The following is a 21,201-nucleotide window of genomic DNA, read 5'->3' on the forward strand; positions in this document are numbered from 1 at the left end:
TGAGGCCGCCGGGCCGCCGGGCCACTGGCCCCCGGGCTGCCACGCCACCGGGCTGCCACGCCACCGGGCTGCCGGGCCGTCGGGCTGCCGGGCCGTCGGGCTGCCGGGCCGTCGGGCTGCCGGGCCGTCGGGCTGCCGGGCTGTCGGGCGGCCCGCGTCGATCTTCACGCCAAGGCGGCTCCGTCCGCCGAAGGCGATGTCGGCGGCGAACCGGCGCCCGGGGCGGGCCCGCCCCGGGCCGGCGCGGGGCGGGCCCGCACCCACGCGCGGCAGATTCGCCCCCGCGCGTGGCGGGTTCGACCCGGCGCTCCCGGCGGCGGACCGAGCCAGGCGGGTCCGCCACGTGGCGGGTTCGCCATACGCGTGGCGGGCCGACCTCGCACGTCCGGCGGCGTCTGAGCCGGGCCACCGGTGAGCAGGGCCGATCAGCACTCGTCGGCCAGGTGGGCGGTTCGGCCCGCTTTCAGGACGGGCGCCCGGTGGGCATTTCGTACAGCGGGGGAGGGGTCATCGTGTGTCGGTGCACACTTGCCAAATGCGGCGCGGGGGCCGCATGATGGCGTTGACGTCAGTGTCAACGCGCAGGTGAGGGGCGGCATGCAGGGCATCTTGGTGGCCAATCGAGGAGAGATCGCCGTCCGGATCGCCCGCGCCGCCGCGCAGCTCGGGGTGCGGTCCGTCGCCGTGCACGCGCGGGACGACTCGGGGTCCCTGCACACGCGGATCGCCGATGCGGCGCACGAGCTTCCCGGCGAGGGCGTCGCGGCCTACCTGGACGTCGAACGGCTCGTCGAGGCCGCGCGGGAGACCGGGTGCGACGCCGTCCATCCGGGTTACGGGTTCCTGAGCGAGAACGCGGGGTTCGCCCGCAGGTGCGCGGAGGCGGGGCTGACGTTCGTCGGGCCGCGCCCGGAGCTGCTGGAGCTGTTCGGGGACAAGGCGCGGGCGCGGGCGCTCGCGGTGGAGCTCGGGGTGCCGGTGATCCCGGGGACGCGGGGCGCGACGACGCTCGCGGAGGCGCGGGCGTTCGCGGCGGAGCACGGGCCCGTGATGCTCAAGGCCCTCGCGGGCGGCGGCGGGCGCGGGATGCGGGCGGTCATGGGGCCGGACGAACTGGACGAGTCGTACGAGCGGTGCCGTTCGGAGGCGCGGCAGGCGTTCGGGAACGGGGACCTGTACGTGGAGCGGCTGCTCGCGGCGGCTCGGCACGTCGAGGTGCAGGTGGCGGGGGACGGGTCCGGGGCGGTGCGGCATCTGTGGGATCGGGACTGCAGCGTGCAGCGGCGGCACCAGAAGCTCGTGGAGGTCGCCCCGAGCCCCGGGCTGGACGCGGACCTGCGGGAACGGCTGTTCGACGCGGCCGTCCGGATGTCGGGGCACGTCCGCTACGAGGGTCTCGGGACGTTCGAGTTCCTCGTGCAGGGCGACGAGTTCTGGTTCATCGAGGCGAACCCTCGCCTCCAGGTGGAGCACACGGTGACGGAGGAGGTCACGGGCGTCGATCTGGTGCGGGCGCAGATCCGGCTCGCGGACGGTGCGTCGCTGCGGGAGGTGGGTCTCGATCGGACGCCCGAACCGGACGGCTTCGCCGTGCAGGTTCGCGTCAACCTGGAGACGCTCGACGGCGATGGGGCGCCGCGTCCGAGCGCGGGGAGGCTGCGCGCGTTCGTCCCGCCGACGGGGCCGGGGGTGCGGGTCGACACGTACGGCTACCCCGGGTACCGGACGAGCCCGCGGTACGACTCGCTCATCGCGAAGGTCATCGCGCGTGGGAGCACGTTCGGGGACGCTCTGGCTCGGGCCTACGGGGCGTTGGGCGAGTTCCATGTGGAAGGGGTGTCGACCAGCATTCCCCTACTGCAGAGCCTTCTGCGGCATCCGGACGTCGCCGAGGGGAACTGGACGACAACGTTCGTGGCCGACCATCTGGCCGAGCTTCTTGAGGGCGACCATCGGCGCCTTTACTTCGACAGCGACGAACGAACCGGTGGCGAAAAGTCCATCGAATCGGCCGTGGCGGTTCCGGACGGGACGGACGCGATCGTCGCGCCCATGCAGGGCACGGTCGTCGGCGTGGAGGCCGCCGAGGGCGACCGGGTGGCGCCGGGCGCCCGGCTCATGGTCCTGGAGGCCATGAAGATGGAGCATGTGGTCCGGGCGGGTTCGGGCGGGATCGTCCGGAAGGTCGTCGCGGCGAAGGGGGAGCTGGTCGACGAGGGCGCTCCGCTGTTCTTCGTCGAGCCGGCGGACGTGACGGGCGCGGCGGAGGAGAGCGCGCCCGCGGACGACGGCTGGGCGGCCGAGGTGGAGGAGATCCATCGCCGCCGGGAGCTGGCCCACCGGATGGGCGGGCCGGAGAAGGTCGCGCGGCAGCACGCGTCGGGCCGGCTGACCGTGCGGGAGCGCATCGACCTCCTGGTCGATCCCGGGAGCTTCGCGGAGATCGGGTCGCTGACCGGGTTCGCCGAGCACGGCCCGGACGGGCGGCTCGCTTCGCTGCTGCCCGCGAACTTCGTGGCCGGGACGGCCCGGATCGACGGCCGCAAGGTCGTGCTGGGGGCGGACGACTTCACGGTCCGGGGCGGGTCCGGGGATGCGGCGATCCATGCCAAACAGGTGTATTCCGAGGAGTACGCGCGGGAGATGCGGCTGCCGGTCGTCCGGCTGCTGGACGGCGCGAGCGGCGGCGGCAGCGTCAAGATGGCGACGGAGGCGGGGTTCACGTACCTGCCGGTGAATCCGGCGTGGGACGCGGTCGTGGACAACATGTCGCTGGTCCCGGTGGTCGCCGCGTGCCTCGGGCCGACCGTGGGCCTCGGCGCGGCCCGGCTCGTCATGTCGCACCTGTCGGTCATGGTGGAGGGAATCGGGCAGCTCTTCACGGCCGGGCCGCCCGTCGTGCGGGGCGGCACCGGCGAGGACCTCACGAAGGAGGAGCTCGGCGGCGCCGGGATCCACCGGGGCAACGGCGCGATCGAGCGCTTCGTCCCCACCGAGGAGGCCGCCTTCGACGTCGTCCGGCGGTTCCTGTCGTACCTGCCGGGCAGCGTCTTCGAGCTTCCGCCCGTCTCCCCCGCCACCGATCCGGCCGACCGCCGCACCGACGACCTGCTGACGGCCGTCCCGCGCAACCCGCGCGCGCCGTACCGCATCGACCCGATCCTGGACGCCGTGTTCGACGCGGGCTCGGTGTTCCGGTACGCCGAGTACGGGGGCGCGACGGTCACCGCGCTGGCGCGCCTGGACGGCCGCCCGGTCGGGGTGATCGCCGCCGACCCGTTCAAGGGCGCGACGATGTCGGCCGAGGGCGCGCAGGCCGTGACCCGCCTGGTGGACCTGTGCGAGACGTTCCATCTGCCGATCGTCAGCCTCACCGACCAGGCCGGGATGACGATCGGGTCGTCCGCCGAACGGCGCGCGACCATCCGGCACGGCGCGCGCGCCATCGCCGCCGTGTACCAGGCGAGGGTTCCCCAGGCCGAGCTGATCCTGCGTCGCGTGTACGGGGTGGGCGGGGCCGGGATCGTGAACCGGCACCGGCCCGGACGGAGCTGGGCGTGGCCGTCGGGCGACTGGGGGTCGCTGCCGGTGCAGGGCGGGATCGAGGCGGCGTTCCGCGCGCACCTGGAGAAGGCCGACGATCCGGAGCGGGAGCTCGAACGGCTCCGCGCGCAGCTCGCCGCGATCACCTCGCCGTTCCGGACGGCCGAACGCTTCGGCGTCCAGGACCTCATCGACCCGCGCGACAGCCGCGCCCTGCTGTGCGACTGGGTCCGCGACGCCTATCGGCTGCTGCCCGAACTGACCGGACGCCCGTCGTTCGGCGCCCGCCCCTGACCGGCCCCGACAGGAGGATTCGCCATGAACCAGCACGAGCTGGCCGCGCGCCTGCGGGCGGACGGGGAGATCGTGACCGCCCGCCTGGACCACTGGGCGACCGTCGCCGGGGACAGGCCGTTCTTCCATTACGGCGAGGACGGCGTCACCCTCACGTTCGCCGACTTCGCGCGCCGCACCGACGCGATCGCGGGCAGCGACCGCCGCAACACGCTCAACAAGGTCCACATGCAGCCGCTCCCCCTGCAGCACCACGAAATCGCAACGCGCTTCGGGATCGACTTCGTCACCGCCGGGTTCGGGCAGACGGAATCCGGGGCGCCGCTCTCGATCCTCATGGAGGAGACCCCGCCGGGTGAGGGCACCCCTCCCGACCTCTACCGGGGCCTGACACACGAACAGGTCGCCGAAGTCGCCGCACGTCACGGCGTCACGGTCGTCCAAGGGAAAACGGTCACGCGCAAGGGACTGATGGGCTCCCCGACCCCGTTCGTGGACGCGACCGTCCTGAACGAGCACGACGAAGAGTGCGCCCCGGAAGAGCAAGGGCAACTTGCACTGCGCCCACGTCTCCCCGGTCTCTTCCTCAAGGAGTACCTGGGCAAGCCAGAAGCGACCGTGGCCGCGTTCCGCAACCTGTGGTTCCACACGGGGGACGCCGCCGTCCGCGACGACGACGGCCTGTTCTACTTCGTCGACCGGCTCGGCGACCGCATCCGCGTCCGCGGCGAGAACCTGTCGTCCTTCCAGGTCGAGGACCTGCTCAACCAGCACCCGAAGATCCAGTTCTGTGCCGTTTTCGCCATCCCCGGCCGCGAGGGTGACGAGGACGACGTGTGCGCGTTCGTCGTCGCCGCCGAACCCGGGCTCACCGAGGAGGCGGTGCACGCGTTCGCGGCCGGCGCGATGCCGAAGTACATGCGGCCCCGGCACGTCCGGATCGTCGACGACATCCCGCGCACGCCCACCAACAAGGTCGAGAAGTACCGGCTCCGGCAGGCGATCATCGCGGAGCTGTCCGGCTGACCGCCGCCCGGGCCGTCCCAGGCCGTCCCGGACGGTCGGGGCGCTCGGCCCGCGGCGGACCCGCATACCCTGGATCGATATGACCAAGACACCCTGGGCGGCCCGTACCGCCCGCGAAGGCAGGGAGAGCGAGACCCGTTCCCTGCTCCTCGACTGCGCCGCCCGGGTGTTCGGCCGGATCGGCTACGCCCGCACCACCATCGCCGACATCACCCGGGAGGCGGAGGTCTCCCGGGCCGCGTTCTACATCTACTTCGCGTCCAAGGCCGACGTGTTCGAGGCCGTCGCCCTGCGCGTCCGGGACGCCTTCCTCGCCGCCCACGAACTCCCCGGCGTGAACGCGGACGACCCGTACGAGCTGGCCCGCGAGTCCAGTGCGGCCTTCCTGCGGGCCTGCACCGACAACCTCGAACTGATGACGGTCATCGAGCACCAGGCCCTCGCGGACCCCGGGATCCACGCGATCTGGCGCGAGATACGCGAACGGCCGATGCACCGCACGTCCCGGTACATCGAACGGCTGGCCGTCCAGGGCCGCGCCCGGCCCGCCGCGCCCGCCCCCGTCATCGCCGAGGCCACCTACGGGATCTTCACCCAGTTCGCCCACCACGTTGCGGCGAACCCGTCCGGGTACGACGAGACGGTAAACCACCTGACGGCGATGTACCTGCGTCTCCTGGGTCTCCCCGAAGCGTCAGGGGACTAGCCCGGTTTCGTAGGCGACGATGACCAACTGCGCCCTGTCCCGGGCGTGCAGTTTCGCCAGCAGCCGCCCCACGTACGTCTTCACCGTCGCCAAGCTCAGGTGCAGGTGCTCGGCGATCTCCCCGTTCGACAGGCCGCGCCCGACAAGCGCGAGCACCTCGCGCTCCCGTCCGGTCACCCCGTCGAGCCGCCGCGCCGGCGCCCGTCCCGGCTCGGGACGCCGCGCGAACTCCTCGATGAGCCGCCGGGTCACGGTCGGGGCGAGCAGGCCCTCCCCGGACGCGACGACGTGCACGGCCGCGAGCAGATCGGCGGGCGGAACGTCCTTGAGCAGGAACCCGCTCGCCCCCGCGCGCAGGGCCGCGAACACGTAGGAGTCGAGGTCGAACATCGTCAGGATGAGGACGCGCACGTCGGTGTCCGCACGAATCCGACGCGTGGCCTCGATCCCGTCCGTACCGGGCATCCGGACGTCCATCAGCACGACGTCGGGCCGCAGTTCGCGCGCGGCGCGCACCGCCTCGGCGCCGTCCGCCGCCTCGCCCGCGACCGCCAGTCCCGGCGCGGTCTCGATCAGGGCGCGGAAACCGCCCCGCAGCAGCGCCTGGTCGTCCGCGATCAGCACCCGCACGGTCACGCGTCCGCTCCCCGGGCCGGCGTCGCGGCCGCCGCGTAGGGCAGCGTCGCGACCACCCGGAACCCCCGCCCCGGCAGCGGCCCGGCCTCGAAGGACCCGCCGTACACCGCGACGCGCTCCCGCATCCCCACCAGGCCGTGCCCGCCCGCGCCGGCGGCGCCGCCGGGCCCGTCGTCGGTCACCTCGATCCGCACCACGCCTTGATCATCGTGGACGCGCACCGCGCACCGCGCCGGGGCGGCGTGCTTGACGACGTTCGTGACCGCCTCCTGCACGATCCGGTGCACCGCGAGGCCCGCACCGTCCGGCAGGCCGTCCGGGCACGCGATCGCCAGGTCCACGTCCACGCCCGCCGTCCGCACCCGCGCGGCGATGTCCGCGAGCCCGGCCAGGCCGGGCGCCGGCGGCTCCGACCCGTCCCGCAGGACGCCCAGCAGCCTGCGCATCTCCACGAGCGCCTCCCGGCTGGTCGCCTCGATCACCCGCAGCGCCTCCCGCGCCTCCTCCGGCCGCTCCCCCGCGATGTGGTTGGCGATGCCGGACTTGACCGCGATGAGCCCCATGCCGTGCGTGACCACATCGTGCATCTCGCGGGCGATCCGCAGCCGTTCGTCCATCACGATCTGCCGCTCGCGCTGCCGTTCGAGGGCCTCGGCGTCGAGCCGCCGCGCCCGGACGAACCGTCCGATCGTCCACGTCACCGTGCAGAGCGCGGCGCCCGCCACGGCCCATCCGGCGGCGACCGGCCACTCCCACCTCGGGTGGACGACCTGTCCCAGCGACGTCGCGCCCAGTGCGATACCGCCGCACCACACCAATGTCCGCCTCGAACCGCCCTGGGCGGCGACCAGGTAAAGCGCGAGCGAGACCACCACGAACGGCTCCCACAGCAAGCCCGCGACAGTGGCTGCCCCGGACAGACCCAGGGCAACGTACAGAGCGGCCACAGGAGCCCGGCGGCGCGTGCCGAGAACGCACCCGAGCCCCAAGGCCACGAACACCGACCCCAGAAACCACAGCGAGAAATCGTCGCGGTCTTTGAGGAGGTTGCCTGCCACGAGCACGTTCGCGACCACCACGGCGAACGCGGCGACCAGATCGAGCACGAAACCACGACGGCCTTCCACGTGCCGAACGGTATCCGGACGATGTGCCCCGCACATCAGCCCAGTGTGGATCGTCCTGCAGGAGGATGAACGTCCATGAGTGTCGCCCTGGGAGGACATCCCGATCGTCCATCGCGGGCTGATTCGCCGTTGGCCTGAAACCACGACCGTTGGGGCATGACCAAGACGCATCTCACGGGCATGTCACTGATCCTGGGGCCCGCGCTACTCATGGCTGGGGTTCTGCTGCGCGCGCGCTACCCGTTCTTCTTTCCCGACCAGCTCGCCGCGTTCGACGGTCACCCCGTCCTCATGACCGCCTCCTACAGCGCGTTCGCCGTCGGCACGATCGTCCTCTGCCCCGCCGTCCTGCACCTGATCGGCCTGAACCGGACGGCCGCGCTCGGCGGCGCGCTGACGATCGTCGGGCTGTTCGCCCGGACGTTCCACGCGGGCGCCGACCACCTGGCGTTCCGGCTGGTCGACGCGCAGGGGGTCGGCGCCGCGACCGAAGCCGTCGCCGACTCCTACACGGGCTTCCACGTGTTCCGCTACGCCTCGTTCGCGATCATGCTCGGCTGGCCGCTGCTCGCCCTCGGCGCGCACCGGGCCGGCGCCCTCGGCGCGCCCCGCGCGCTCGCCCTCGCGCTCGCGGCCGCCCTGCCCCTCGGCGTCCTGAAGGGCACCACGCCCCTGTCGATCGCCGCGACCGCCGGGCTCGCCGCGGCGCTCGTCCCCTGCGGCGCCCGCGTCCTGCTGGACGCCCCGCGCCCGTCGTCCCGCGCGCTCGCCCGCACCGCCGCCCTCGCCGCGGCACTCGGCGCCCTCGCCTACGTCTCGTCCCTCGGCTGAGCCGCGTACTCCAAAAGGGCGGCGAACCGGCGCCACGGCAGCACGTACGTGTTCAGGGGCGCGTAGCCGGGACGGACGAACGCGTCGATCCCCCGCAGAGCCTCGGCGGCGGAGCCCCGGACGGCGCCGTCCGGTTCCCCCAGCCGCGCGAGGTACCCGCCGGCCGCCGCCTCGAGACGGTCGCGCAGGTCGGCGAGGTCGCGGGCCCGCTCGTCCGTCAGCAGGGACGCGTCGGGAAACGGCAGCCCGCGGAACCAGCGGTGCCGGTCGGCCACGGCCGCGACGAGCCCCAGCCGGGACGGCGCCGCCCGGCCGGGCCAGCGCGGCGTCGCGAACGGCGCCAGGTCGGCGGGCCGCGGCGTCCGGCGGCCCGCGGCCTTCTCGGCGCGGCGGACCGCCGCGAACGCCGCCGTCTCCGCCAGCAGCACCGACCGGCTCGCCTCCAGGACGTCGAGGGCCCGCAGCAGCGCGGGGACGTCGCGGCGGACGTCCGGCAGCGGACGCGCGACCGCCGTGACGTACGCCCACGTCGCGTTGAAGCCCAGCGGACTGTAGCGGCCGACGGCGCAGCGGAGCGCGGCGTACCGGGCACGCGGGTCCGACGCCTCGTCGCGGACCCGCCGCGCGTACGTTCCGAACCCCACCGGGCCATCATGCCGCGCCGCTCAGCGGAAGGCCGCGGCGTTGCGTTCGGCCCACGCGGCGAACGAGCGCGGCGCGCGCCCGAGGACCTCCTCGACGTGGGGGCTGATCGCGAGCTCCTCGTCCGTCGGCGCGCCCAGGATGTCGAGGGTGCCGTCCGCGACGGGCCCCGGCATGACCTGGGACAACACCGCCATCGCCTGCTCGCGGGTCAGCTCCGTGAAGCCCAGCTCGACGCCGATGGCGGCGCCGATCGCCGCCGCCTGCTCTCGCGGGGTGATCACCGCCGGGCCGGTCAGGACGTACGTGCGCCCCGCGTGCCGCCCGTCCCGCAGCGCGGCGGCCGCGACCTCGGCGATGTCGGCGGGGTCGATCAGCGGGAGCCCCACGTCGCCGAACGGGGCCGCGATCGTCCGGTCGGCGCGGACGCTCGCGATGTGGGCGTAGGCGTTGGACGCGAAGCCGCCGGGCCGCAGGATCGTCCATCGCAGCCCCGAGTCGCGGACGACCTGCTCGAACTCGCGCAGCCGGGCGTGCGAGACGGCCTTCGGCCTGGTCGCGGTCACCTGCGAGGACAGCAGCACCACGCGCCGCACGCCCGCCGCCTCGATCGTCCCGACGAGCCCGGCCGGGTCGCCCGCGCCGGCGAGCAGGTCGCCGGCGGGGCAGAGGAACACCGCGTCGGCCCCGTCCAGCGCGGGGCGGAGGCTCGCGGCGTCGGCGAGGTCGGCCCGCATCGCCACGGCCCCCTCGGGCGCGTCGGCGATGTGCCGCGACACGGCGGTCACCTTCTCGCCCGCCCCGGTCAGCAGACGCACCACGGCCCCGCCGACGTTCCCGGTCGCCCCGGTCACCACGATCATGCCGATCTCCTTTGAGTCAGTTGGCTAACTAACTCGGAACCGTAGCAGGTTCTCCGGACTACAGTTAGTCGGGTGACTGACTCAACGAGGTCCCGGGCGAGCGACAAGCGCCGCCGGCTGACGGCCGCCGCCGCGCGCGTCCTGCACGAACAGGGCGTCGAACGCACCACCATCGCCGACATCGCGAAGGCCGCCGACGTCCCGACCGGGAACGTGTACTACTACTTCAAGACCAAGGACGACCTCGTCCAGGCCGCCCTGCACGAGCACGCCGCGAACCTGACCCGTCTCACGGACCGGCTCGACGAGCTGCCCGACCCCCTCGACCGCCTGAAGGGCCTGATCGACGCATGGGTCGACCGCCGGGACGTCGCCGCCCGCTACGGCTGCCCCACCGGCACGCTGGCCACCGAACTCGACAAACGTCCCGAAGGCGGACTCGACGTCGAGGCGGCGAACGTCGTCCGCGTCCTCCTCGGCTGGGTCGAGCGCCAGTTCCGCGAGCTCGGCCTACCCGACCCGTCCGGCCTCGCCGTCACGCTCGTCGCCGGCTACCAGGGCATGTCCGTCCTGGCCAACGCCCTCCGCGACCCCGGCATCATGACCCGCGAAGGCGCCCGCCTCACCCGCTGGCTCGACACCCTCCCCGCCCCGAAGCCCTGACCCGGCTCACCACCCGGGCGGGAACTCGGCGGGACACCGGGTCCACCACCAGCGGACCTCCCGCCCCTCGGCCAGCGGCCGCCAGTACCGCGCGAGCTCCTCCCCGCCGTCGTCGTACGTCACGGCGCGGTAGCGGGCATCGAGCCTGTCCACGCAGCTCCCGACCTTGGCGCGCAAGCCAGGCGACATGGCGTCGAGAAAGTCCTCGATACCGTTCCTGACGGTAAGGACGTTCAAGTACTCGTACACCATGTAGTAGTCCTGCCGCCGCCACCCCTCCTCCATGCGCAGGATCAGGTTCTCCCACATGCGCAGGCAGTTGAGGACGCCGAAGGCGGGCTCGTCGGCCTGGAACTCCCGGCCGGCGTTCTCCCGCGCGAGCCGCTGCAGATCGAGCATCCCGATCGCCTGGACGTCCTCCGGAGTGAGCACCCGCCCCAGACGATCGGCCTCGCCCCCGCTCACGGCCACCCTCCCGCCCCGGCCGTCACCGGCCCCGGCCCTCGATACACGTGCATCCAGACCGGACGGTCGAGGTCGGCCGAGTCATACGGCGACCACCTTGACGGACTTCCCGCAGAGGGTCGTCATGTCGTCCTCATCGGAGGTCAGGAGGACCACGGGCTTCGGAGCCCGGTGCGCCGTGGAGGCGACGACCGCGTCGATCGCGTACTTGTGCCCGTGAAGCCGGTGGGCGCGAAGCAGGTCGATGGCGGCCGTACTGATCTCTTCGGTGACCGGTTCGACGCGGAGCCTGGACAGGTACCAGCGGAGGCGGTCCGGCTTGGTCCGGACGTCTTGGGCTTCGATCGGAGTGAGCGCGCTGATCACGACACGAAAGTCGTTGTCCTGAGCTTCGCGGACCAGAGCCGTGACGCGTTGATCGGCCTGGCACCACTTGACCAGGCCTTCACAGTCGAGGACGAGCGTGCCCGCGCTCAGCCTGCTTCGTGACCGGCCCACTCGGCGCCCTCCTGCAACTCGGGCGCAGCCTTGACGGCACGGAAGAGATCTGCGGCTTCGTCGCGCAGCGCCTGCGGGATCGGCCCGGAAGCGTTCTCATTGGCCTGCAATGCCTCTTCGAGCAGGTCGCGCTCTATCTGGCGCTCGACGGCGGCATCGACGTAGGCGGAGAAACCACGGCTTCCCACCCGTTCACGGACGGCGCGGATGTTCCCGGCTCTTAGCGAGACGCTCGCCTTCACGGCCGGGCCTTCGCCCAGCCCGAACTCCTTCTCCTCCGCAGCCATGCCCTCAGTTTACTACTTCAAGTAGCAAACTGAGGGCGGTATCCGCTACTCGACCGGAGCGACGCCGACCGGGCAGGAGAGGCCGGTGCCGCCGATGCCGCAGTAGCCGTTGGGGTTCTTGTTGTCCGAGAGGTACTGCTGGTGGTAGTCCTCGGCGAAGTAGAAGTCGGTCGCGGCGGTGATCTCGGTGGTGATCGGGCCGTAGCCGGCGGACGTGAGGACGGGCTGGTAGGCGTCGCGGGAGGCTTCGGCGGCCGCGCGCTGGGCGTCGTCGCGGTAGAAGATCGCGGAGCGGTACTGGGTGCCGACGTCGTTGCCCTGGCGCATGCCCTGGGTGGGGTCGTGGGCCTCCCAGAAGACGCGCAGGAGGTCGGTGAAGGTGATCTTCGCGGGGTCGTAGACGACGCGGACGGTCTCGGTGTGGCCGGTGAGGCCGCTGCAAACCTCTTCGTAGGTGGGGTTGGGCGTGTAGCCGCCCTCGTAGCCGGCGGCGGTGGAGACGACGCCGGGGGTCTGCCAGAACTTGCGTTCGGCGCCCCAGAAGCAGCCGAGGGCGAACTCGGCGATCTCGACGCCGTCCGGGTAGGGCGGGGCGAGGGGGGCGTCCAGGACGTCGTGGCGCGGCGGCACCGGGATGGGCTCGTCCCGGCCGGGCAGCGCCTTCTCCGGGGTGACCATCTGGGTCTTGGCTAGGCCGAACATGTCTTCAGGTTAGCTCTTCGGAGCGGAGGTCAGCGGCTCCTCTGGAGCGGATGCGCGGGAGCGGCTAAAGTGCCGGGCGTCACATTCCGATTCGAGGAGTTTCGTTGCGCGTGCTCAGCGTCACTGTCCTGGGGGGCGCCCTCATCGCCGCGGGGCTGGCGGTGCCCGCGGCGGGCGAGGCCACGACCGGTGAGCGCGGCGGCGTGACGGTGGATCCCGGGATGGCGCGGCCGGGCGACGAGGTGCAGGTTTCGGTGCCCGGGTGCGATGCGGGGACGGTGTCGTCCCCGGCGTTCGCGAGGGTGCGGCTGCACGAGGGCGTGGGCTCGGTCGTCGTACGGAAGGGCGTCGAGTCCGGCACCCACACGGTGCGGGTGCGGTGCGACGGCCGGACGTTCTCCGGCGCTTTCCGGGTGACGGGCCGGCTCACGTGGCCGCCGCTGCTGCCCACCGGATGACGGAACGGCCGACAGCCGGGAACACCGGCCTTTATTTCACTGGCTAATTATCCAGGAACCTGACGGGATGTCGAACTATTGTTCGATTACGCCCGTTGCCGCATCCACGGCGCCATCACTTTGGGTGATTGACTGAACACGCCTTGCATATAGGCGTTCGGTCAATTTTTCTGACAACGCGTTCGTCAGTGACGCACACCACAGACAATGACTCCCAATTCGCCCCTCTCGCAACCTTGCCCCACCCAAACGATCATGTGATACTTCCATCGAACGTCACAAAGCGCACAGGTCACTCCAAACCATGACATGTCCCCTCTAGGGCGGTCTGGTAAACCAGAAAAACAACTCAATCTCGCCAGCTTTCGATGTTCGGATACCTCGCATGACGGCAGGCGGACATGACCACTGATCTCGTCCCGCAGATGGCAAGGAAGCCCGGCAGGATTCCATTCCTGCAAGGCATTCCCAAACTCCTCCGCGATCCCCTCGGCGCGTTCGAGCAACTCGGCCGGGAAGCGAACGGGGAGATCACCCGAGTGGATCTGGGCGTCTTCCGTCCCTATCTCGTGACGCACCCCGATCATGTTCAGCACGTCCTGCGCGACAACGCCGCGAACTACCCGCGCGAAGGCATGATGTGGAAGCCGCTCACCCGGCTGGTGGGCGAGATCGCCGGGGAAGGGCCCGAGTGGGCTCTGAACAGGGGGATCTTCCAGCGGCTGATGTCGGGGCCGAACATCGCCTCCGTGACGGACGAGATGGCGCGGACGATCGCCGAGGGCGTCGACCGGCTGGGCGAACGGGCGACCGGGGTCGCGGTGGACTCCCAGACCGAGATGACCCGCATCGTGCAGCGGGCCATCATCCGGGTCTTCTTCGGCAACCGGATCTCGCTGGACGAAGCGGACCATCTGGCCGACGCGATCAGGACGGCGACGAGGTCGATCGGCTTCCGGATGCTGATGCCGTTCGTCCCGCTGTCGGTGCCGCTCCCCGGCGACAAGGCGTTCCGGTCCGCCGTCCAGGCGGTGGACGACGTGATCCTCCCGCTGGTCCGGGAGGCGCGGCGGGGCGACGTCATCGAGCGCGACATCGTCTCCATGCTGATCGAGACGCGGGACGAGCAGGGGCGCGGCCTCAACGACCAGCAGGTCCGCGACGGCGTGGTGGCCATGTTCACCGCCGGGACCGAGACGACCGCGACGGCCCTCACCTGGCTGTGGGTGGTGCTGAACGACCGTCCGGACGTGGCGGAGAAGGTCCACGCCGAGGTCGACGCCGTGCTGGGCTCGGACCCGCCGGGCCGCGCGCACCCGCCGGAGCTCCGCTACACGAAGACGGTCATCCAGGAGCTGCTCCGGAAGTACTCCATCGGCTGGATCATCCCCCGGACGTCCGTCGCCGACGACGTCATCGACGGGGTGCGGATCAAGGGCGGCAAGACCGTCCTGATCAGCCCCTACCTCACGCACCGGCTCGGCGACGTATGGCCCGACCCGGACGTCTTCGACCCGGACCGGTTCTCCCCCGCCCGCGCCAAGGGTCGCCACCGGTTCGCGTACATGGCCTTCGGCGCCGGGCCCCACCAGTGCGTCGGGACCCTCTTCTTCACCATCGAGGCGCAGCTGATCACCGCGACCCTGCTGCAGCGGTTCCGTCCGGTGGTGCAGAACGAGAAACCCGTCGAACCGCAGGTGAGACTCACGCTGATCCCGCGGGAGCGGGTGGACATCTCCCTCGTGCCGAAGGGGCGGCAGTGACGACGCAGAGCATCGCCGAGGACGAGATACAGCGGGCGCTGGAGGCCGGCAGGACCGCGGCGCTGGCCGCCGACTGCCAGCGCGACCTGGAGAAGTGGGCGGAGTCCTATCCCGTCCTGTTCTCCGCCCGGCCGTTCGACGGCCGCCTGTTCGGCACGGTCGCGATGGCCAACGCGTTCGGCGCGCCCTGGGAGTCCGCGGACCGGCTGCGCATCGCCGTCCGCGCGTCGCTGTGGGTCTTCGGCGCCGACTGGGTCGTGGACTACTGCGCCGAGACGCGCGACGACGTCGCCTCGGTCGTCCGCGCATGCACGGCCGTTCCGGATCGTCCGGCTTCCGGGAGCCGTCCCGGCACCGAGCCGGCCACGGCCGCTTCCGAGCTCGCACGCTGCCTGGCCGACCTGCAGGACGATCTCGCGTCCGTCCCCGCGTTCGAGTCCGGCGAGCGGTTGTGGCGGCGGCAGCTCGAGCGGTACCTGACGGCGATGGCGCGGGAGTGGGAGTGGAAGGCACGCTTCCAGGAGGACCCCGGTACCGCGCCGTCCTTCGAGGAGTACGTCGCCAACGCGGACAATTTCGGGTCGTCGCTCGTCAACGTCGCGCACTGGATCTTCACGGGCGACCGGCGGACGCTCGACCACCTCGACGAACTGTGGCGGGTGGGCGAGGAGGTGCAGCGCGTGCTGCGGCTGCTCAACGACCTCGCCACCTATGAGCGGGACGTCACGTGGGGCGACCTCAACTCCCTCATGCTCGGCGTGGACCGCGCGGGGGTGACCGGACGGATCGCCGCGATCGTCGACGAGTGCCGTGAGCTGCTGCGGCCACTGCGGGAGACCTGCCCGCGCGAGGCCGACTATCTGGAGCGGCAGATCGGCTACAGCACCGGCTTCTACGGGACCACCGACTATTGGGGGAGCCTGTGACCGTCGACGACCGCGCCACCGCGACCTCGACCGGGGCCGATCACCGGGCCGCGGCGAACGAGTTGGTCAGGAGCCTGATCCGAGAGCCCTGGGGGCAGGTCTCGCCGTCCGTCTACGAGACCGCGCGGCTCGTCGTGCTCGCTCCGTGGCTCACCGGTCACGGGAGGCGCATCGCCTATCTACTGGAGTCGCAGCGGCCGGACGGCGGCTGGGGCGGCCCGGGCGGTTACGCGCTCGTCCCGACGCTGAGCGCGGCGGACGCGCTGATCGCCTGCCTGGAGCGGGCGCCGGACGGACCCGATCGGGCGGCCCTGGAACGCGCCGCCGACCGCGCGCTCGGCATGCTGGCGCGGCTGCTCGCGCGGCTCGCCCCGGCCGACGTGCCCGACATGCCCGCGGCGGACGTCATCATGGCCTCGCTGACCGGCTCGATCGACGATCGTCTGCGCGGTCTGCGGGACTCGTCGTCGACGGTATTGCGCGACTGGGTCCGCCGGGGAGCGCCCGCGCTGCCCGCCTGGTTCGACGGCGGGCGGCTGGCCGCCGTCCTGGCCGCGCTGGACGCGGGCGTTCCCTTGCCGGTCAAGCTCTTCCACGCGCTGGAGGTGGCCGGTCCTGCCGGGGCGGGCGCGGCCGGGGCGCACCCCGCTCCGACGGGCGCGATCGGCGCGGCTCCGGCCGCGACCGCCGCCTGGCTCGGTGACGCCGGCGCCGCAGACCCGGGGCATCCCGCTCGGCGTTTCCTGGAGACCGTCGTGCGCAGCCAGGGCGGACCGGTCCCGTGCGGCGTGCCCGTCACGATGTTCGAACGCTCCTGGGTGCTCGGCACCCTGGTGCGTGCCGGACTCTCCCCGGACGTGCCGGCGGAACTCGTTACGGAACTTCTTGCGGGCCTCGGCCCCGAGGGCACTCCGGCGGCGGCGGGCCTGCCCGCCGACGCCGATACGACCGCGATGACCCTCTACTCGCTGTCGCTCCTCGGCGTCAGGTGCGCGCCCACCTCGCTGCTGCATTACGAGACCGACACCCATTTCTGCACCTGGCCGGGTGAAGACGGCCATTCGGCCAGCGTGAACGCGCATGTTCTCAGCGCCTTCGGCCGATACTTGAAGGACATCGGAACGGGCTCGCCCGACCCGGGGATGTCCGTTCAGCATTCTTCCGGAATCGTGAGGAAGCTCTCATCGTGGCTGTGCGACCAGCAGCACGAGGAGGGAAGCTGGCATGACCGGTGGCACGCGTCCCCCTACTACGCCACGGTGTCCTGCGCGCTCGCGCTCGCGGAGTTCGGCGGCGACGCCGGACGGGACGCCGTGGCCGGGGCGATCCGCTGGGTGCTGGCCACGCAGCGATCTGACGGTTCGTGGGGTGCGTGGAACGGAACCGCCGAGGAAACGGCGTACGCGCTCCAGACGCTGCTGCTCACCGGGACGAACGCGGACTCGGCGGTCGCGCGGGCGGTAACGGACGGACGCCGATGGCTGCTCCGCTCGGCCGACGACGAGCCGCGTCCGGCCCTGTGGCATGATAAAGACCTCTATCACCCCACGGCGATCGTCGACGCCGAAATCCTCGCCGCGCTTCATCTCACCCGCCGCGGCTTCGCGCCAAAAGACAGGCGCCTCTAGGCTAACAAAAGCCTCATGGATGCTCAAATAGGACATCGTACCCGTTGTCGGCATTCGCCTTGAGTGGGTATGGCGGCGTTGCTACAGTTCTGCACGGCAACGAAACGGTCACGTGTTTCGCCCCCGTCATGCCACACGAAATCGGGCGCTCCGGGCTCGACCCCTGACACGTACCCATGACGCTATCTATTTCTGGGCAGGTACAATGCGCTTGCGCAATTCGCGCGTGCGACTCAAGGTCACGGCGCTTCTGCTGTCACTCGTCGCCCTCTGGGGATTCGCCGCATGGGTGACTTTGCGCGACGGCCTTGACCTGCTCGAGGTCGGCACCCTCGACGCCAACACCGGCCGTCCCGGCAACGACCTCATCACGGCCCTGCAGGAAGAACGCCGGGTCACGATGGCGTACCTGGGGCGCCCCTCCCCGCAGGCGCGGGAAACCCTGGACACCCAGCGTGCCCGCACCGACCGGATTTCGAGCACGTTCCGCGAACTCGCCGACAACGAGGACACCAAGGACGCGACCAGCGACATCGGATGGAAGCGCGTCAGGGAGACGATCGCGAGCCTCGGCGAGCTCGGCGCCGCCCGGCAGTCCATCGACCGGGGCACGGACCGGCTCCAGGCCGCGGAGACGTTCAACACCGTCATCGACGCGACGTTCCGCATCTTCAACACGAGCGCCGGCGTGGACGACGAGGTCATCGCCAAGGACAGCCGCACCCTGATCGCCCTGACCCGGGCCCGCGAGGTCCTCTCCCGTGAGGACGCCCTGCTCACCGGTGCGCTGGCCGCCGGACGCCTCACCACGGCCGAGGCCATCGAGTTCAACCGGCTCGTCGGCACCCAGCGGTTCCTCTTCGACGAGGCCGTGGGCGAGCTGCCCGCCGCCGATCGCGCCGAGTACGAGAAGTTCCGCAACGGCACCGCCTACCGCCAGCTCCACGGCCTCGAGGAGCGCGTGATTCAGCAGGCCCGCACCAGCAGCAGGCCCGCGGTCACCGCGGCGGAGTGGCAGGCCGCCGTCGAGCCCATCATGACGGGCCACGACAAGCTCGTGCTCGACGCCGGAGACCGGCTCCTCGAACGCACCACCCCCGTCGTCATGGGCGTGGTCCTCCGGCTCGCGCTGGCCGGCGGTCTCGGCCTGCTCGCCGTCATCGCGTCGGTCGTCGTGTCGATCACCACGGCGCGGGCGCTCGTCCGGCAGTTGGAGAAGCTGCGCGGCGCCGCGTTCGAACTGGCCGAGCAGCGCCTCCCCGGTGTCGTCGAACGCCTCGGGCACGGCGAGAAGGTCGACGTCGCCACCGAGGCCCCGCCGCTGCAGTTCGGCAACGACGAGATCGGCCAGGTCGGCCGCGCGTTCAACGTCGTCCAGGAGACCGCGATCCGCACCGCCGTCGAGCAGGCCGAACTGCGCCGCGGCATCCGCGACGTCCTGCTGAGCCTCGCCCGCCGCACCCAGACGCTCGTCCACCGGCAGCTCACCATGCTCGACACGATGGAGCGGCGCCGCGACATCGAGACGAAGGAACTCGAGGAGCTGTTCCGCCTCGACCACCTCGCGACCCGGATGCGGCGCAACGCCGAGAACCTCATCGTCCTGTCCGGCGCCCTCCCCGCCCGCGGCTGGCGCAACCCGGTGCCGATGGTGGACGTCGTCCGCGCCGCCGTCGGCGAGGTCGAGGACTACACCCGCGTCACCGTCCTCCCGTTCGGCCCGATCGGGCTCGCCGGACGCGCCGTCGGCGACGTCACCCACCTGCTGGCCGAGCTGATCGAGAACGCGGTGTCGTTCTCCCCGCCGGACACCGTCGTGCAGGTCGGCGGCCACCTGGTCGGCAACGGCTTCGCCATCGACATCGAGGACCGCGGGCTCGGCATGACCGACGAGAAGCTCGCCGAGATCAACCAGCGGATCGCCGACCCGCCCGACTTCAACCTGCAGAGCTCCGTGCAGCTCGGTCTGTTCGTGGTCAGCAAGCTCGCCGAGCGGTACGGCCTCCAGGTCATGCTGAAGCGCTCCGCGTACGGCGGCACCACCGCGGTCGTCGTGATCCCCAGCGAGCTCATCGTCGAACAGCCGGAAGACCGCCTCCGCGCCGCCGCCGCCGCGGCGAAGAGCGGAACCACCACACCGAACGGGTTGGAGGTCCGCCAGCCGGCCGGGGTCGGCGCGAGGGCCGCGGCGCCCGCGGCCGGGCCCGCACTGGTCGCGGTGCCCGGCGGCTCCGGACCCGCGAACGGCGACCGCGGCACCGAAGCCCCCTGGACGCCCCGGGGCGACGACGGCACCGACGACGGCGCGTCCGTCCCGCCCGTCCGGCGGGACGCCCCCGCGGACGAGCCGCGCTCCCAGACGGACGTCCCCCTGGCGGACACCGGGGAACGTCCCGTGACCATCGAGCCGGAGGACCTCCCACCCGTGCCCGACATCTCCACCACACCGTCCGGACTGCCCGTCCGGGTGCCGCAGGCGAACCTTGCCGAACCCCTGCGCACCGACGAGGCCGGCGCCGCCCCGCAGCCGGACGAGGACGACGACCCCGGCCGCTCCCCCGAGGAGATCAAGCGGATCATGGGGTCGTACCAGCGCGGCACCCGGCAGGGCCGCAACGACGCGGCCGCGACCCTCGGCAACACACCGGAAGGCGAGGAAGAGCAGTGACGCAGAAGACGGGGTCCGCATCCGACCTGGGCTGGCTGCTGGACGACCTCGTCCATCGGCTCCCGCACGCCCGCAGCGCGGTCGTCCTGTCGGCCGACGGCCTGCTCATGGCCTCCTCCGAGGGGGTCACGCAGGACGACGGCGAGCACCTGGCGGCGGTCGCGGCGGGGATCCAGAGCCTGGCCAAGGGTGCCGGGGTCCGCTTCGGCGGCGGCCCGGTCCGGCAGACGATCATCGAGATGCAGTCGGCGTTCCTGCTCGTCACCGTCGCCGGGAAGGGCGCCTGCCTGGCGGTCCTCGCCGAGGAGGAGGCCGACGTCGGCCTGATCGCCTACGAGATGGCGATGCTGGTCACGAGCATGGGGCACCACCTGACGTCGCCGTCGCGGACCGAGGCGGGCTCCTGATGATGCCTCCCGAGGATACCGAGCGCTGGCCGGACGAGCCGGCGCCGCGGCCCCCGGCCGAGAACGAACTGCTCGACGACCACGCGGGCCCCATGGTCCGCCCGTACGTGATGACCAGCGGGCGGATCGAACCCGCCCGCGGCAAGTTCGACCTCATCACGCTGGTGGTGGCGTCCGGACCGGAACCCGAGGGCGCCATCGGCCTCGGCCCCGAACACCTGGCGATCATCCGGCTGTGCCAGTCGGTGATGTCGGTGGCGGAGCTCACCGGCCACCTCGACCTTCCCGTCGCGACCGTCCGGGTCATGCTCGGCGACCTCCTCGACAAGGGGTTCGTCATGATGCAGGAGCCCGAGCCGGAGGCGGACATGCACGACATCAGGCTCTACAAGGCGGTGATCGATGGTCTCCGGGCCCTCTAGTGTGCGCGCGCGTCGGCTGCCCACCGCGGTAAAGATCGTCATCGCGGGCGGCTTCGGGGTCGGCAAGACCACGATGGTCGGGACCGTCTCGGAGACCCGCCCGCTGCGGACCGAGGAGATTCTGACCGACGAGAGCGTCGGCGTCGACGACGTCTCCGGTGTCGAACGCAAGCAGACGACGACCGTCGCGATGGACTTCGGCCGCATCACCATGCGGGACGAGTACGTCCTGTACCTGTTCGGCACGCCCGGGCAGCAGAGGTTCTGGTTCATGTGGGACGAGGTCACGCTCGGCGCGCTCGGCGCGGTCGTCCTCGCCGACACCCGCCGGCTGTCCGACTGCTTCCCCTCGGTCGACTACTTCGAGCGCCGCAACACCCCCTTCATCGTCGCCGTCAACTGCTTCGAGGGCGCGCAGCAGTACGACCTGGAGGAGATCCAGATGGCCCTCAACCTGGGCCCGAAGGTCCCCGTCATGCTCTGCGACGCCCGCAAGCTCGACTCGTGCAAGGAGGTCCTCATCGACCTCGTCCTGCACGCCATGAAGGCCCGCGGCATCACCGAAGAACAACCGGTCTAAAGGCTTACGAAGCGGCCGGGGGGGGGGGGCCCGGCGGGGGCGGCGGGGGGGGGGGGGGCGGGGGGG

At 71.8% G+C, this 21,201-nt stretch carries 21 protein-coding genes; 13 read left to right on the forward strand and 8 right to left on the reverse strand.

The genetic code is table 11. The annotated features are described in order from the left end of the window. The first annotated feature begins 597 nt into the window (after positions 1–597). The 3 genes from AB0L25_RS09355 to AB0L25_RS09365 all read left to right on the forward strand — a co-directional run bounded on the left by AB0L25_RS09355 (position 598) and on the right by AB0L25_RS09365 (position 5,569). Positions 598–3,837 carry a carboxyl transferase domain-containing protein gene (locus tag AB0L25_RS09355; RefSeq protein ID WP_500170247.1) on the forward strand — a complete coding sequence of 1,080 codons (3,240 nt, stop codon included), beginning with the start codon at positions 598–600 and terminating at the stop codon, positions 3,835–3,837. A 24-nt stretch (positions 3,838–3,861) separates the two neighbouring features. Then, a complete protein-coding gene (locus AB0L25_RS09360) occupies positions 3,862–4,863 on the forward strand; it encodes an AMP-binding enzyme (protein ID WP_500170249.1) in 1,002 nt (333 codons plus the stop codon). A 79-nt stretch (positions 4,864–4,942) separates the two neighbouring features. Further along, positions 4,943–5,569, forward strand: coding sequence for a TetR/AcrR family transcriptional regulator (locus tag AB0L25_RS09365; RefSeq protein ID WP_500170250.1), 627 nt, complete (start codon positions 4,943–4,945; stop codon positions 5,567–5,569). Here AB0L25_RS09365 and AB0L25_RS09370 read toward each other — a convergent pair. Both AB0L25_RS09370 and AB0L25_RS09375 read right to left on the reverse strand, forming a co-directional pair. Continuing rightward, positions 5,558–6,205: a response regulator gene (locus AB0L25_RS09370; RefSeq protein ID WP_500170252.1), complete on the reverse strand. Its 648-nt coding sequence runs from the start codon at positions 6,203–6,205 to the stop codon at positions 5,558–5,560. The genes AB0L25_RS09365 and AB0L25_RS09370 overlap by 12 nt on opposite strands. After that, positions 6,202–7,332, reverse strand: coding sequence for a sensor histidine kinase (locus AB0L25_RS09375; RefSeq protein WP_500170254.1), 1,131 nt, complete (start codon positions 7,330–7,332; stop codon positions 6,202–6,204). Before AB0L25_RS09375 ends, AB0L25_RS09370 begins: the two co-directional genes overlap by 4 nt. A 156-nt stretch (positions 7,333–7,488) precedes the next feature. Between AB0L25_RS09375 and AB0L25_RS09380 the strand changes: the two genes are divergently transcribed. Continuing rightward, positions 7,489–8,163, forward strand: coding sequence for a hypothetical protein (locus tag AB0L25_RS09380; RefSeq protein WP_500170256.1), 675 nt, complete (start codon positions 7,489–7,491; stop codon positions 8,161–8,163). Here the strand turns inward: AB0L25_RS09380 and AB0L25_RS09385 are convergent. Both AB0L25_RS09385 and AB0L25_RS09390 read right to left on the reverse strand, forming a co-directional pair. After that, complete coding sequence (locus AB0L25_RS09385) at positions 8,142–8,807, reverse strand: hypothetical protein (protein WP_500170258.1); 666 nt, start codon at positions 8,805–8,807, stop codon at positions 8,142–8,144. The two genes, AB0L25_RS09380 and AB0L25_RS09385, sit on opposite strands and share 22 nt — an antisense overlap. 21 nt (positions 8,808–8,828) lie before the next feature. Beyond that, positions 8,829–9,668 carry an SDR family oxidoreductase gene (locus tag AB0L25_RS09390; protein WP_500170260.1) on the reverse strand — a complete coding sequence of 280 codons (840 nt, stop codon included), beginning with the start codon at positions 9,666–9,668 and terminating at the stop codon, positions 8,829–8,831. A 72-nt stretch (positions 9,669–9,740) separates the two neighbouring features. Here AB0L25_RS09390 and AB0L25_RS09395 point away from each other — a divergent pair, with 72 nt between their 5' ends. Then, complete coding sequence (locus AB0L25_RS09395) at positions 9,741–10,331, forward strand: TetR/AcrR family transcriptional regulator (RefSeq protein WP_500170262.1); 591 nt, start codon at positions 9,741–9,743, stop codon at positions 10,329–10,331. 6 nt (positions 10,332–10,337) lie between these two features. Here AB0L25_RS09395 and AB0L25_RS09400 read toward each other — a convergent pair whose 3' ends face one another. From AB0L25_RS09400 to msrA, 4 genes are all read right to left on the reverse strand, one after another. After that, positions 10,338–10,796 carry a hypothetical protein gene (locus AB0L25_RS09400; protein ID WP_500170264.1) on the reverse strand — a complete coding sequence of 153 codons (459 nt, stop codon included), beginning with the start codon at positions 10,794–10,796 and terminating at the stop codon, positions 10,338–10,340. 81 nt (positions 10,797–10,877) lie between these two features. Beyond that, positions 10,878–11,294, reverse strand: coding sequence for a PIN domain-containing protein (locus AB0L25_RS09405; RefSeq protein WP_500170265.1), 417 nt, complete (start codon positions 11,292–11,294; stop codon positions 10,878–10,880). Further along, a complete protein-coding gene (locus AB0L25_RS09410; RefSeq protein WP_051300895.1) occupies positions 11,270–11,581 on the reverse strand; it encodes a hypothetical protein in 312 nt (103 codons plus the stop codon). The genes AB0L25_RS09405 and AB0L25_RS09410 overlap by 25 nt, the downstream gene beginning before the upstream one ends. 45 nt (positions 11,582–11,626) lie before the next feature. After that, the gene (gene msrA, locus AB0L25_RS09415) at positions 11,627–12,283 is read right to left on the reverse strand and encodes a peptide-methionine (S)-S-oxide reductase MsrA (protein ID WP_500170267.1); all 657 of its coding nucleotides are present in this window, start codon (positions 12,281–12,283) and stop codon (positions 11,627–11,629) included. Positions 12,284–12,393: 110 nt separating this feature from the next. Here msrA and AB0L25_RS09420 point away from each other — a divergent pair, with 110 nt between their 5' ends. The 8 genes from AB0L25_RS09420 (at position 12,394) to AB0L25_RS09455 (ending at position 21,135) form a co-directional block, all read left to right on the forward strand. Then, positions 12,394–12,741, forward strand: a complete 348-nt coding sequence (locus tag AB0L25_RS09420) for a hypothetical protein (RefSeq protein ID WP_500170268.1) — start codon at positions 12,394–12,396, stop codon at positions 12,739–12,741. Positions 12,742–13,142: 401 nt separating this feature from the next. Beyond that, a complete protein-coding gene (locus AB0L25_RS09425; RefSeq protein ID WP_500170269.1) occupies positions 13,143–14,504 on the forward strand; it encodes a cytochrome P450 in 1,362 nt (453 codons plus the stop codon). Beyond that, positions 14,501–15,430: a terpene synthase family protein gene (locus tag AB0L25_RS09430; RefSeq protein WP_500170271.1), complete on the forward strand. Its 930-nt coding sequence runs from the start codon at positions 14,501–14,503 to the stop codon at positions 15,428–15,430. Before AB0L25_RS09425 ends, AB0L25_RS09430 begins: the two co-directional genes overlap by 4 nt. Further along, complete coding sequence (locus AB0L25_RS09435) at positions 15,427–17,058, forward strand: prenyltransferase/squalene oxidase repeat-containing protein (RefSeq protein WP_500170273.1); 1,632 nt, start codon at positions 15,427–15,429, stop codon at positions 17,056–17,058. Before AB0L25_RS09430 ends, AB0L25_RS09435 begins: the two co-directional genes overlap by 4 nt. Before the next feature lie 289 nt (positions 17,059–17,347). Continuing rightward, positions 17,348–19,726 (forward strand): nitrate- and nitrite sensing domain-containing protein, encoded by a 2,379-nt coding sequence (locus AB0L25_RS09440; RefSeq protein WP_500170274.1) that lies wholly within the window; start codon positions 17,348–17,350, stop codon positions 19,724–19,726. Beyond that, positions 19,723–20,133: a roadblock/LC7 domain-containing protein gene (locus tag AB0L25_RS09445; protein WP_500170276.1), complete on the forward strand. Its 411-nt coding sequence runs from the start codon at positions 19,723–19,725 to the stop codon at positions 20,131–20,133. Before AB0L25_RS09440 ends, AB0L25_RS09445 begins: the two co-directional genes overlap by 4 nt. Next, on the forward strand, positions 20,133–20,555 hold the full coding sequence (locus AB0L25_RS09450; RefSeq protein WP_500170277.1) for a DUF742 domain-containing protein: 423 nt from the start codon (positions 20,133–20,135) through the stop codon (positions 20,553–20,555). The genes AB0L25_RS09445 and AB0L25_RS09450 overlap by 1 nt, the downstream gene beginning before the upstream one ends. Next, on the forward strand, positions 20,536–21,135 hold the full coding sequence (locus tag AB0L25_RS09455) for a GTP-binding protein (RefSeq protein ID WP_500170278.1): 600 nt from the start codon (positions 20,536–20,538) through the stop codon (positions 21,133–21,135). The genes AB0L25_RS09450 and AB0L25_RS09455 overlap by 20 nt, the downstream gene beginning before the upstream one ends. The last annotated feature ends 66 nt before the right edge of the window (positions 21,136–21,201 follow it).

This window comes from Spirillospora sp. NPDC052242, from assembly GCF_040679555.1.
Taxonomy (GTDB): domain Bacteria; phylum Actinomycetota; class Actinomycetes; order Streptosporangiales; family Streptosporangiaceae; genus Spirillospora.